At 67.4% G+C, this 12,301-nt stretch carries 11 protein-coding genes; 4 read left to right on the forward strand and 7 right to left on the reverse strand.

Annotation, left to right across the window (positions count from 1 at the left end):
* Positions 1-14: 14 nt before the first annotated feature.
* Both E0L93_RS12200 and E0L93_RS12205 read left to right on the forward strand, forming a co-directional pair.
* On the forward strand, positions 15-842 hold the full coding sequence (locus E0L93_RS12200; RefSeq protein ID WP_132692327.1) for a YidC/Oxa1 family membrane protein insertase: 828 nt from the start codon (positions 15-17) through the stop codon (positions 840-842).
* A 131-nt stretch (positions 843-973) separates the two neighbouring features.
* The gene (locus E0L93_RS12205; protein ID WP_132692450.1) at positions 974-2,563 is read left to right on the forward strand and encodes a cation:proton antiporter; all 1,590 of its coding nucleotides are present in this window, start codon (positions 974-976) and stop codon (positions 2,561-2,563) included.
* Between the two features lie 6 nt (positions 2,564-2,569).
* Here the strand turns inward: E0L93_RS12205 and E0L93_RS12210 are convergent, their stop codons facing one another.
* The 7 genes from E0L93_RS12210 to E0L93_RS12240 form a co-directional block, all read right to left on the reverse strand.
* Complete coding sequence (locus tag E0L93_RS12210) at positions 2,570-3,733, reverse strand: MFS transporter (RefSeq protein ID WP_132692329.1); 1,164 nt, start codon at positions 3,731-3,733, stop codon at positions 2,570-2,572.
* Positions 3,734-3,811: 78 nt separating this feature from the next.
* Positions 3,812-5,290, reverse strand: a complete 1,479-nt coding sequence (locus E0L93_RS12215; RefSeq protein WP_132692331.1) for a sodium:solute symporter family protein — start codon at positions 5,288-5,290, stop codon at positions 3,812-3,814.
* A 1-nt stretch (position 5,291) separates the two neighbouring features.
* Positions 5,292-5,474 carry a hypothetical protein gene (locus E0L93_RS12220; RefSeq protein WP_132692333.1) on the reverse strand — a complete coding sequence of 61 codons (183 nt, stop codon included), beginning with the start codon at positions 5,472-5,474 and terminating at the stop codon, positions 5,292-5,294.
* Between the two features lie 120 nt (positions 5,475-5,594).
* Positions 5,595-6,284 carry a glycosyltransferase family 2 protein gene (locus E0L93_RS12225; protein ID WP_207890471.1) on the reverse strand — a complete coding sequence of 230 codons (690 nt, stop codon included), beginning with the start codon at positions 6,282-6,284 and terminating at the stop codon, positions 5,595-5,597.
* On the reverse strand, positions 6,281-7,732 hold the full coding sequence (locus E0L93_RS12230; RefSeq protein WP_132692335.1) for an alkaline phosphatase family protein: 1,452 nt from the start codon (positions 7,730-7,732) through the stop codon (positions 6,281-6,283). The genes E0L93_RS12225 and E0L93_RS12230 overlap by 4 nt, the downstream gene beginning before the upstream one ends.
* Entirely contained in the window at positions 7,710-8,630 is a 921-nt protein-coding gene (locus tag E0L93_RS12235) for a lysylphosphatidylglycerol synthase transmembrane domain-containing protein (protein WP_132692337.1), read from the reverse strand. Before E0L93_RS12235 ends, E0L93_RS12230 begins: the two co-directional genes overlap by 23 nt.
* Positions 8,627-10,630, reverse strand: coding sequence for a glycosyltransferase family 39 protein (locus E0L93_RS12240; protein ID WP_132692339.1), 2,004 nt, complete (start codon positions 10,628-10,630; stop codon positions 8,627-8,629). The genes E0L93_RS12235 and E0L93_RS12240 overlap by 4 nt, the downstream gene beginning before the upstream one ends.
* A 208-nt stretch (positions 10,631-10,838) precedes the next feature.
* On the opposite strand from E0L93_RS12240, the gene E0L93_RS12245 reads away from it, so the two are divergent.
* Both E0L93_RS12245 and E0L93_RS12250 read left to right on the forward strand, forming a co-directional pair.
* A complete protein-coding gene (locus E0L93_RS12245; protein WP_132692341.1) occupies positions 10,839-11,540 on the forward strand; it encodes an iron transporter in 702 nt (233 codons plus the stop codon).
* 84 nt (positions 11,541-11,624) lie between these two features.
* Positions 11,625-12,299 (forward strand): metal-dependent transcriptional regulator, encoded by a 675-nt coding sequence (locus E0L93_RS12250; protein WP_207890472.1) that lies wholly within the window; start codon positions 11,625-11,627, stop codon positions 12,297-12,299.
* Positions 12,300-12,301: the final 2 nt, after the last annotated feature.

Raw genomic sequence — 12,301 nt, forward strand, 5'->3', positions numbered from 1 at the left:
AATAAGCGGGCTGCATGGTTGATTTCATAGAAAACCTGTTCAGCCCGGTCGTAAGCGTCCTGGCCTATGTGCTGCGCTTCTTCCACTACGATCTAGGGGTCGAGTGGTGGATCAGCATCGCCCTGCTGACCGTGGTGGTGCGCACCGTTCTCTTCCCGCTGACGGTCAAGCAGGTCAAGAGCATGAAGGCCATGCAGGAGCTCAAGCCGGAACTGGACAAGATCCGGGAGAAGTACAAGGACAACCGGCAGAAGCAGCAGGAAGAGCAGATGAAGCTCTTCCAGGAGCGGCGGGTGAACCCTCTCGGCGGATGCCTGCCGATCCTCGTGCAGCTCCCGATCTTCATCGGGATCTTCTACGTCATCCGGGACTTCGGAGGGAGCGCCGGGATCATCGGGGCGGCCGACCGCCCCGCCAGCGAGCCCACCTTCAGGGAGGGCGGCATCTTCTGGTTCACGGACCTCACGCAGCACGACCCGTACTTCATCCTGCCGGTACTCTCGGCGGTCACGATGCTGATCGGGATGGAGATCACGGCCAAGCGCCTGCCAAGGGAGCAGCGGTGGTTGATGCGCATCCTGCCGTTCGGCATCACCGTCATAACCTGGACCTTCCCGGCCGGGCTCTTCGTCTACTGGATCGCCAACAACATCTTCACGGCGGTGCAGAACTACATCATCTACAACCTCGGCCCCGGCAAAGACAAGCCAAAGGAAGAAAAGAAAGAGGCCAGCTCTGCGGCCGCAGAGCTGGAGTCCGAGGACGAGGATTCCGACGACTCCTCAAGGAACCGGGAGAAGCGGCTCCGCCGGAAGCGCAAGAAGCGCAAGAAGAGCAGGTAGGGACGCTGCTGCCGCCGGCCGGAGAGACATGTTAGAGCAGTCTCAACCCGACGAGGTAGCGGAGGCAGGCAGCCCCGGTGCCCGATCTGCTACATGACATCTTCGACAACGTCTTCTACGACGTAGCGGCGATGCTCATCATCGCCGCCATCGTCGGGGCGGTGGCCGTCCGGCTGCGCCAGCCGCTCATCGTGGCGTTCATAGCGGTGGGGATCCTTGTGGGCTCGGTGCTGGGCTGGATCGAACCCGGAGAGCCGGTAGACCTGCTGGCAGAGATGGGTATAGCGCTGCTGCTCTTCATCGTCGGGCTCAAGCTGGATCTGCACCTGATCCGCACCATGGGACCGGTGGCACTGGCTACCGGGCTCGGGCAGGTGCTCTTCACCTCCATCGGCGGCTTCCTGATCGCGCTCGCGCTCGGCTTCGATCCCGTCGCGGCGCTCTACATCGCGATAGCGTTGACCTTCTCCAGCACGATCATCATCGTCAAGCTGCTCTCCGACAAGCGGGAGATCGACTCCCTGCACGGGCGGATCGCCGTAGGGCTCCTGATCGTGCAAGACATAGTGGTGGTGATCGTGATGATCGCGCTCACCGCCTTCGGCGAGGGCGGCGAGGGTACAGATCTGGGATGGCGGCTCTTCAGGGTGGCGGTGCAGGGGGCGGCGTTTCTGGCCGCGATAGCCCTGCTCATGCGCTACGTTCTCCCGCCGCTGCTGCGGCGTCTGGCCGCATCCCCGGAGCTGCTGGTTCTGTTCTCCATCGCCTGGGCGGTCTTCCTGGCGGCGACCGGAGATTTTCTGGAGTTCAGCAAGGAGATCGGGGCCTTCCTCGCCGGCGTCTCTTTAGGCTCCACCCGGTACCGCGAGACCATAGGGGCAAGGCTCACGAGCGTGCGAGACTTCCTGCTCCTCTTCTTCTTTATAAGCCTGGGGGCGAACCTGGATCTGGAGCTGCTGGGAGAGAAGCTTGGGGCTGGCATCATATTTTCTTTATTCGTCCTGATCGGCAACCCCCTGATACTCATGGTCATCATCGGGGTGATGGGCTACCGCAAACGCACCGGGTTTCTGACCGGGCTCACCGTGGCCCAGATCAGCGAGTTCTCCTTGATCTTCGCCGGACTGGGGCTCTCCCTGGGACACATAGGTCCCGACACTCTGGGCCTCATAACGCTCGTCGGCCTCATAACCATCAGCATCTCCACATATATGATCCTCTACTCCCATCCCCTCTACGAACGACTGGCACCCTGGCTCTCGATCTTCGAGCGCGACATCGAGCACCCGGAGGACGAAGGCGAGAGAGAGGAGCCCGGAGCCGAGGTAATAATCTTCGGTCTGGGGCGCTACGGCAGCCGGATCGCTGCGGGCCTCAAAGAGCGGGGAGTCTCGTTGCTCGGCGTGGACTTCGACCCCGAGGCCGTCGAGCGCTGGCACGAGAAGGGCCTGCCCGCACACTACGGAGACGCCGAAGACCCCGAGTTTCCGGCCGCCCTGCCCCTGAGCAAAGCCCGGTGCGTCATCAGCTCCGTCAGGGAACGCAGCGTGAACCTGGTCCTGCTCGAAGCCTTGCGGGAGCACGGTTTTGAGGGGAAGATCGCGCTCACGGCGGCCAACGAAGAGGACGCCCGGGCGCTGGAGAAGGCCGGGGCGGATCTGGTCTTCAGGCCCTACGCCGACGCTGCCGACCGCGCCGTGGAGGTGCTGACCGGGGCGTAGAGAGCGCTACCTTATAAACAGGAACGCCAGCACCAGCATGATAAGCGCCAGACCCGCAGCGGCATAGAAGGCTCCGGCGAGCCCGAGCCCCGCGGCCGCCGCGCCCATAAAGACCGGTCCTACGGTCTGTCCGAAGCGCAGCACCATTCCGTTGAGCGCCATGAACGCACCCCGGTTCTCCGCGGGCGCAACCCCGCTCAGGAGCACCATGATGTTGGGGATGTTGATACCCTGCGCGATCCCGTAGAGCGCGGTCGCAACCAGGAGCAGCGGCAACGCGGGGATGTTCGGCACCATGATCAGCACCAGCGCGTACAGCGCGAAGGAAGCCTTGATGAGGCTCGCCGGGCGCAACGTGCGGGTCAGCCATCCGAGCTGCGAAGAGGTGAGCGCCGTCACAACCGAGGAGCTGGAGATCACCGCCCCGATGATGAACGGCGGTGCGCCGAAGGAGCCGGCCATCAAGAGCGGCAGGTAGGTGAGATACGGCCCGTAGAGGATGATGAAGGTGACGATGCTGGCCGTGAAGAGCCCGATCACACGCCGGTCCCGCACCCGCTTCCACACGGCGCGCAGATAATCTCCCAGCCCCTGCTCGCTGCGCGGCTCCGGGCTGCGCAGGGAGAAGAGCACCAGAAGCCCGATGGGGACGGCGAAGAGCGGCAGGGCGAACGGGTAGAACCAGCCTAAAGTGGCCAGCGCGCCGCCGAGCACCGGATAGCCCGCCGTTCCGACGCTGAGCACGCCGGAGTTGTACCCCATAGCTACTACCCGCTCACGGCCGGAGAAGAGGTCCCCGATCAGGGTCACGTTCATCGCTCCAAGCGACGCAGCTCCCACCCCCTGCAGAAGGCGCAGCGCCAGCAGCAGCTCGAAATCCCGGGCCAGCGCGCATGCTCCACCCGCCACCCCGAAGAGCAGCAGCGAAGGCACCAAGACCCGCTTGCGCCCGATGCGGTCCGAGAGAATGCCCAGCACCGGCGTCAGGAAGACGCCCGGCAGCGTGAAGACCGTGATGAGGAGCCCAACCTCTCCGGGCGAGACGCCGAGCTCCTCCACTATCCGCGGGAAGGCCGGCGTCACGCTGGAGGCCCCGAGCACGGCCATCAACGTGACGCCGAAGACGATGTGCAGGTTGCGGTCCCGTAGCAGCGAGCGCCCGCAGCTCATCTCCGCCCCGCCCGCAGCATGTTCCCACCGGCAAGGTCCACGCACCAATCATAGAACACCGTTCGCTCCGGAACGGCGCTAAGCCGCCCCCTTATCTCGCAGCGCGCCCCGCAGGTACCCGATGAACTCCTCGGCCCGCTCCCGCGGCGGACGGGTGATGAGGCTGACGCCCACGTAGAGGGCGCTCGCGGCGAGCAGCCCCCAGACACCGGAGGCCTGACCTAGCGGCCGTACCTGCGTGAGCTCCAGCAGCACGACCAGCAGCCCGGCCCCGACGATGCTCGCAAGCACCCCGGCGGCCGTGCCCCGCTTCCAGAAGAACGCCCCGATAATCGCGGGCACGGTGACCAACAACCCCGCAGAAGACGAAACGGCGAGGACCGCGATCAGGTCCAGACGCAACCCGGCGAAGAGCAGTGCCAGGACCGCGATCAGCGGGATCACGACCTTCCCGACCGCAAGCTGCCGGGCGTCGTCCGGCGCGGCCCGGGAGACCCCATACACGTCGCGCGCCACCATCGAGGCGAGCGTGAGCAGGATGGAGTCTATGGTGGAGATCGCCGCAGCCAGAATCCCCACGATGAGCAGCACGCTCACCACCGGCGGCACGAGTCCGGAAGCTATGAGCGCCGGAGAGGCCGTATCCGGCGACTCCAGCTCGGGGAACTCCAGCAGCGCAGCATAGCCCCACAGCACGGCCACCAGCGTGTAGACGAACCCGAAGGCTAAGAACCCCAGCAGCATCCTGCGCAGGTTCCGCAGCGAGCCGAGCATGAAGAGCCGCTGGCTGACCTGCGGGTTTGAGATGCTGAAGAAGAACCACGGCAGCGTGAGCCCCAGAAACACGCTGAAGCTGAAGTACCCGTCCCTCCCGGGCACGCTCAAAGACCCCGGCCGCTCCGCGGCGAGCCGCCCGAAGAACTCCCCAAACCCGCCCAAAGCGTTCACCACCAGCGCCACGGCCACCGATGCCGAGACGAACATGATGACTACCTGCAGCGCGTCCGTCCAGGCGACGGAGCGGATCCCCGCCACCAGCGCGAAGACGACGGCGAGCACCGTGGCTACGAGCGTCCCGGTGGTGAACGGGATCGCCCCGCCCGTCGTGCCCTCCAGGAGATACCCGATCCCGGCGAGCTGCACCGCGCTGTAGGGTATCAGAAAGACGCAGCTGGCCAGCGCCGTAACCGCCGCCACGGCCCGGCTCGCGTAGCGGTCGCCGAGCATCTCCGACGGCGTCACATACCCGAACCTCTTGCCCGCCAAGAGAAAGCGCGGCCCGAAGAACGCCACCAGCACCAGACCGGAGATGTAGATCATCTCGAACCCCAAGGCCCCCACACCGCCAGCATAGGTCAGCCCCGCAAGCCCCACCATCATGAACGCGCTGAACGTGGTCGCGCTGTAGCTCAGCGCCGCCACGACCCCGCCCATCGAACGGCGCCACAGGAAGTAGTCCGAGAGATCCCCGACGAACCCGCCCCGAGCCAGAACCGCCACCCCGGCCCCGAGCAGAACATAGACCCCGATCGCCAGCCAGACCAGACCTACCTCCACCCTAGTCCCTCCAGCTCCGGGAGATCGCAGCGTTCACCCCGATCGCCGCCAGCCCAAACAACACCCAGAACAGAAACGCTCCGTACCATGCATCCACCCCGGAGAGCAGCGTATACGGTACCGTATACGCCGCCACCACTAAAGCCAGCATCATCCCGGCCCAGAAGATGCCCCTGCGTCCCATAACACCTCCGCTCGTAACTCTCACGCATGAGCTTGCCACACGAAATCGTTACAATGTAAGCCGTTTGTAACTTATAGTTACTTACAGTATCGCACGGGTTTGCGGTGAGTGGCAAGGCGTTCATGGTGTACGCAGTTCGCGCCAGATGGCGGGCAGGACTTTCAGGGGGTAGCACCAGTTTACGAAGGAGAGTCCGTAGCGGCGGGTGGAGTACTGGACCGGCACCTCTTCCAGGCGGAATCCTTTACGCAGCAGGTCGAGGGTAAGGATCTGGGCGTAGTTATAGTCGTGGATGATCTCGGCCCGGGAGGCGGCTTCTTTGGAGAAGGCTCGCATCCCGGTCTGGCCGTCGGAGATCGGGCACCGGGCGAGGGCTCTGAGCAGGGTGGTGAACGCGTGGTTACCCAGCCGCCGGTGGAGCTTCATCCCCCGCGCTCCGTTCAGGAAGCGGCTCCCGAGCACGTAGTCCGCCCGGCCTGCGAGGACGGGTTCCACCAGGCGCGGGATGTCCTCCGGGTGGTATTCCAGGTCGGCGTCAAGGTAGGCTACGGCATCCGCTCCGGCCTCCACGGCGGCGCGCAGCCCGGTCCGCAGTGCCGCTCCGAGCCCTTGGTTTGCGGGGTGCGGGATCACGGTCGCGCCTCGGGTTCGGGCGATCTCCGCCGTCCGGTCTGCCGAGCCGTCGTCCACCACGAAGGTGCGCAGCATGTAGCCTGGGATCTGGACGCGGGAGATCCGCTCCAGCAGCTCGCCGATCGTGGCTTCCTCGTCCTTCGCCGGGACGACGACGGCCAGGAGCCCGGCGCTCACCTCACCCGCTCCCCGGCGAGCGCGTCCTTCAGCACCCGGCCGACCGAGCCGTCTGGCGGCTCGACGCCGAGCAGGTAGCAGATCGTGGGCGCGAGGTCCAGGATGGAGGCCGGCTCCTCGACCACTCTGCCGGGCGCGATCCCGGCGCCCCACAGGGCGAACGGCACGTAGCGCTCGCCCTCTGAGAGGTGGCCGTGGGCTCCGATGCCGATGCCCTGCCCGTGGTCGGCCATCAGGATCACGGCGGTCTCCCCGTCCAGGTAGCCCCTTTCCTCGCACCAGCGCATGAAGCCCTCGATGAGGCGGTCGGTGATCTCGATCCGCTCTACGTACTCCGGGTAGTAGGTGCCCCGCACGTGGCCGTTCTGGTCTACCGCGAGCAGCTGCAGCACGAGCAGGTCCGGATCTTGCTCCTCCAGCTCCCGCTTGGCGGCGGCGATGAGGTTCTGGTCTATCCGGTCGTTGTGCGCCACGCTCGTAACGCTCGCCACGTCGTCCCCGAAGGCGTCTATGAGGTGGGCTATCCCGACCAGCCGCCCCTTCCTCCCGGCCCGGCGCAGCGCGTCGAAGACGCTCTCCACCCTGAGACCCAGTTTCAGCACGAGGTTGGAGGAGATGCCGTGCGCCTCCGGCGGCGCGCCGGTCAGCATAGAGGAGAAACAGACGACGGTGCGCGCCGGGTAGACGGTCTCCACGGTGGTGTAGACGGTCCCGGAGGCCATCATCCTCTCCAGGTATGGCTTCCTAGCCTGGTGGAAGCGGTCCAGCCGGCAGCCGTCTATCACGACGACGATCACGCGCCGCGCCAGCGGGCGGCCCCGGTTCACGTCCCGTGTGGGTTCTGCCGGGTAGACGGGCTTCCAATCGAAGAAGCGCCGGTGCAAAACGTAGCTCGCGGTGGCGAGCGCCGCGGTGAACCCGAGCGCGAGCCCCGCCCGCCCCCACGTCAGCGGTTCTGAGACGAGGTACTGGAGGGTGAAGAGCGAGATCAGGGCCTTCGGCACCTGCTCCAGGAAGTTGCCGCTGGTGGAGTCCGGGTTCTCCAGCACCAGCCTCCAGAAGCGCAGGAAGTTGGTCCTCGGGGCCCCGGTGCGCAGGTGGTAGTAGAGCGTCCCCCAGAAGAAGACGGTGAAAAATATGTAGAGGCCGAGCGCGAGGACGAGGGCCGCGAGGTCGGCGAACCGGAAGAGGAGCAGGAAGGCGGCGAGGTACGCCCACAGAGTCCACCGCAGCCGCAGCGGGAAGTCGTAGTAGACGAAGAGAGCTACCAAAGGAGATGCAACTGCCAGCGCGGGCAGCGCCCGCGCCCAGAACTCCGCGCTCCCCAGTTCGGGGACGTGGAGCAGCAGGAAGGTCCCCAGCACGAAGACGGGATGGAAGGACTTGCCCTCGTTGAGGACATTCCAGACCCTCGCGGCAACTATCTCAAACCCGGACGCGGGACGCATCTCTCACCTCTCTAGCCTGCGCGACGGAGACCCCCTCGCCGAGCGCGCAGGGAGCAGCGGCGAGGGCGTAGAAGAACTTCAGGGCGTGGGAGATTACGGCCGCGGCCAGCGCCAGGGACGCCCCCTGGCCGAGCGCCACCAGCGCGGCCACCATCCCGGCCTCGTAGGTTCCGACGCTCCCCGGGGTGAGGGGAACGGCGGCCGCGAGCACGGCTAAACACGAGGCGGCGACCACCGCGGAGAGCGGGAGGTCCATCCCCAGCCCCCGCGCCACGAAGAGCAGGATGCCGGCCTCCAGCACCCAGGCCGACGCCGCGAACGCGAGGGCCCGCAGCAGCGCCGCCCCGGTGGTCTCCCGCAGCGCCGCCTGCAGCCGGGCAGCGCGCCGGGCCACCCCGGAGGGCAGCTCGATGCGGGCGAGCAGCCAGAGCCCGCCCCAGCCGGCCAGCACCACCGCCGCGGGCAGAGCGACAGCTCCCCACCGCGCGCCACCGGCGAGCGCCCAGGCTCCGGCGAGCACCACCAGCAGGCCGAGGAGGTCTGCCACCCGCGAGAGCACCACGCTCGCCACGGCCCGCTCCGCCGGAACGCCGCGCCGGGCCGCTGCGTACATGCGGGCGAAGTCCCCGGCCTTGGCCGGAGCCGCATGGTTCAGGAAGAGGGCGGCGAGCAGCAGAGAGAACAGCCACCGCAGCGGGATCCGGTCTCGGAGCAGCTCCCGCCAGGCGAGCGCCCGCAGTACGAACGCCCCCGTGTAGGCGGCGAACGCCAGCGAGAGCCCGAGGGGGTTGCGCAACGCGTGGTACACGGCCTGCCGCACGGCCTCCGGGGAGACCGCCACCGCCGCCGCCAGCAGCACCGCAAACCCGGCGAGAAGCAGCAGGAGCCGCAACTTCATCCCCCATCCTCCAGCCGGTAGACCCTGAAGACGACCTGCAGCTCGTAGGTGCCACTCGGGACGCGCTCGTACTCCGGCCGGAGGCGCGGAAGCGTCACCTCTTCGCGCGCGAGCTCGATCATCTCCAGGCCGTGGATGCTCGGGGCGGGCAGCCCGTCGACCGTCACGTAGATCGCGTCCTCTAGCAGCCCGGCGGCGCGCAGCGCATCCAGCTCCTCCCGGAAGCGTTTCGAGTCGTAGGCGAGCACCGGCCGCCCGTGCAGGTACTCCAGCGGAGCCCCGTAGTCGTCCGGACGGCCCGGCAGCTCCACGAAGACGACGCGGGCCTCGGGTATGGCGGCGTTGACCCGCTCGAACCCTTCTACTCCCCCGCGCAGCTCCTGCACGCCGTAGACCGGCCAGGCGGTGTGTACGGTCCAGCCGAGTGCGAGCGCAGCCAACGCCGCCGCGCAGGCAACCCCGGCGAGCGGCCTCCACCGCGCCGCGAACCGCCCCGCTTCCGCGACGGCGTACCCGGCGAGCAGGCAGAGCCCCGGGAAGACGGCCGGAACGAAGCGGCGGGTGGCCCAGGGGAGGTCCGGCGCCACGTTCGGGAGGGCGACGTACAGGACGGCGAAGCTGGCGGCGGCCCCCAGGAAGATGAAGCGTCCCGGGGTCAACCGGCGGGCGGCGAGCAGGAAGCCCGCAAGCCCCAGGGCTGCCACCGCGGGGGTCAGGAACCAGACCATGCGGACCGCGACGTGCTCGTCGTACGCCCTGAAGGGCACCGAACCCTCCGGGAGAACCGGCGGGTCTCCGGGTCTCAGGAAGTACGCCCAGAGGGCGGCTCCTACGAGGGCCGCCGCCCAGAGGAGCGCGAGGCTCCGCCCATGCGCCGCCAGCCGGCCCGCCGCGCCGCCGCGCCGGGCGAGCAGGAGCAGAGCGGCGAGCAGCCCGACGGCTGCTACTATGTGCGGGGCCAGCTCCAGGGCCCGCCCCAGCCCGTGGTTCTCCCGGATCAGCTCCAGGTAGCGCCCCCCAAGCGTGGTAGCGTAGAGCAGCGCCGCCCCGGCGAAGAGCGCCAGCGGGATGCAGAGCGGAAGCCAGCGCCGCGCGGTCCCGCCCCGGAGCAGGTCGTAGCCCACCAGGAGGGGTACGGCGCTCGCCGCGAGGAAGGCATCCACCCGCACGAGCATCGCCCCGCCGAGCAGGGCCCCGGCCAGAACCCCCTCGCGCGCGCGGCCGCCGCTCGCGAACCGGGCGGCGAGCCACAGCCCGCCGAGGATGAAGAACTGCGAGATCACCTCGCTCGACGGATGGCGCGCCCACCACACCTGCGTATAGCCCACCGCGAGCAGGGCCGCCCCCAGCATCCCGGCCCACCGCCCGAACAGCTCCCGGCCGAGCAGGAAGGCGACCGCAACGGAGAGCGCCCCGAAGACCGGCACCACCCAGAAGAGCCCGGCTTGGACGCCGCCCATCAGGTTCCCGACCCCCAGCCAGACGAAAGGCCCCGGGAAGAACTGGGGCACGATCAAACCCTCCCCTAATATGTAGAAGCCGGGGTACTTGGTGGCGGCGTGGAACTCGTGGAAGGGCGCTATGGCGGCCACGAGCGGATCCCTCGTAAACAGCTCCCCGGTTCGAGCCAGCTTCGCGCCGACGATGGTGTAGACCCCGGGGTCGCGGTCGTTGATTACGTACTCCGCCGGACGCGAGTAGAGCACCGCACCCAGAGCCCCAAGCCCCGCCGGGGCGAGATCCCACCGGAAGAACCGGGGCCGGTAACCGCCCCTCCGGCGAAAGAGCCATATCACCCCGGCCACCGCCAGCAGTACCCCGGCGATAACCGGGGCCTCGAACCGCCCGAGCAGCGCCAGCGCCACGAGCACCGGGCACGCAACGGCCGCCGCAGCACACACCCGCAGCAGTAAGACCTCCGCCAGACCGTCCCCCTTGCGCGCGAGCCCGCCGCCGAGGAAATGCCCCGGCAGATAGAGCGCGATCAGAACGAAGATCACCCCCACCGGAGAATCTCCCTAAACCGGACCCGGAGCCTGAAGCCCCCCGAGCCTCCCATCCGAAACCCGGCCCAAAACACCCCCTTCTCCAAAACTCCCGCAGCGAAGGCCCGGCGCTTGACCGGACCCGCCCGGAAGAGTACCCTGATAGCCGCTTTATTGCAAATGGCTGTCATTACGAGACAGGGGACATCAAGGAGGGAGATATTTGGCGGGCATAGCTGGTCGCGCGTTAGCGGCGGGGGTTTTGGCGATTCTGGTGGGTATGTTCGCGGCGTGCGGGGGGAACCAGGAAGGGGTGGAGGCGACCGGGGAGACCGGCGGGGCCACCACGGAGGTTACGGGCGGCACCACGGCGGGCACCACGGCGGGGGGTACTACCGGGGGGACGACGGCGGGCACCACGGTCGCCGGGCCGGCTCAGGATGACTTCCAGGGGATCGTGGACTCCTATGCCATCGCGCAGGAGGAGATCTCCAGTGAGGGCGGTCTCAAAGAGGTCGGGCCGTATCTGGTCGGGTACATCGTGGAGCCGGCCGAGGGCTGGTGGGAGGGGGAGCCCAACCGGCTCCGGTGGCGCGAGCCGGAGGCCGGCGAGACCAACCACATCGAAGTTCTGCCCTTCGACCCGGACACGGGGCTGCTCATCCCGGAGATGAGCATAACGCTCACGGTGCTCGACGAGTCCGGGCGGGAGGTGGAGAGCAAGGAGCTAGAGTTCTACTACGGTGAGTTCTACCACTACGCCAACAACTTCAGCCTCCCGGAGAGCGGGACGTACACGCTGAAGGTGGATCTGGAGCCGCCGCGGTTCAACCGCCACGGGTCGGAGGACGGTGAGGGCAAGGTCTTCACTCAGGCTGCCACGGTTGAGTTTGAGGGCGTGGAGATAGAGGCCGGGGAAGAGTAGGAGGGTTGTAGCGCCCCGGCCCCGGCTATATACTTGGGGTTCGGCTTTAGCATGCCCTGACCGTCACGTCCGGAGGCAACCGCAATGGCTCTGACGAAGGCCATGCAGGACTACATAAAGTTCATATACGAGCTGGAGCAGACCGAGGGCAAGGCCAGCACCTCGCGGCTGGCCGAGCTGATGGGCGTGGCCGACGCCTCGGCGACGAACATGGTCAAGCGGCTGGCGGACCTCGGTCTGGTCGAGCGGCAGCCGTACAAGGGCGTCACGCTCACCGGGGAGGGAGAGAAGATCGCGCTTGAGGTGCTGCGGCACCACCGCTTGATCGAGCTCTACCTCGCCCGGGCGCTCGGGTACCCTTGGGACAAGGTACACGCTGAGGCTGAGAGGCTAGAGCACGTGATATCAGAGTACTTCGAGGACCGGGTGGACCAGCTGCTAGGCTACCCCACGGTGGACGTGCACGGCTCGCCGATCCCGACCAAGGACGGCGAGATCGAGGAGCAGGACTACGTCCCGCTGGAGAGCGTGCAGATCGGCGAGCGGGTCGCCGTCCGGCGCGTTCTGGACCGGGACCCGAAGATGCTCTCCTATCTCTCAAAGATCGGGCTGACCCTGGGCGTGGAGCTGGAGGTCACGGGCCGCCATCCCTTCGACGGTCCGCTGGTCATAGAGACCGGCGGTGACCGCCACATCATCAGCCTGGAGCTGGCCCGGCACATCTTCGTCGAGCCGGCCGCCAAGGGCTCCGGCGGGTAGCG

It is taken from the genome of Rubrobacter taiwanensis, from assembly GCF_004337705.1.
Lineage (GTDB): Bacteria > Actinomycetota > Rubrobacteria > Rubrobacterales > Rubrobacteraceae > Rubrobacter_C > Rubrobacter_C taiwanensis.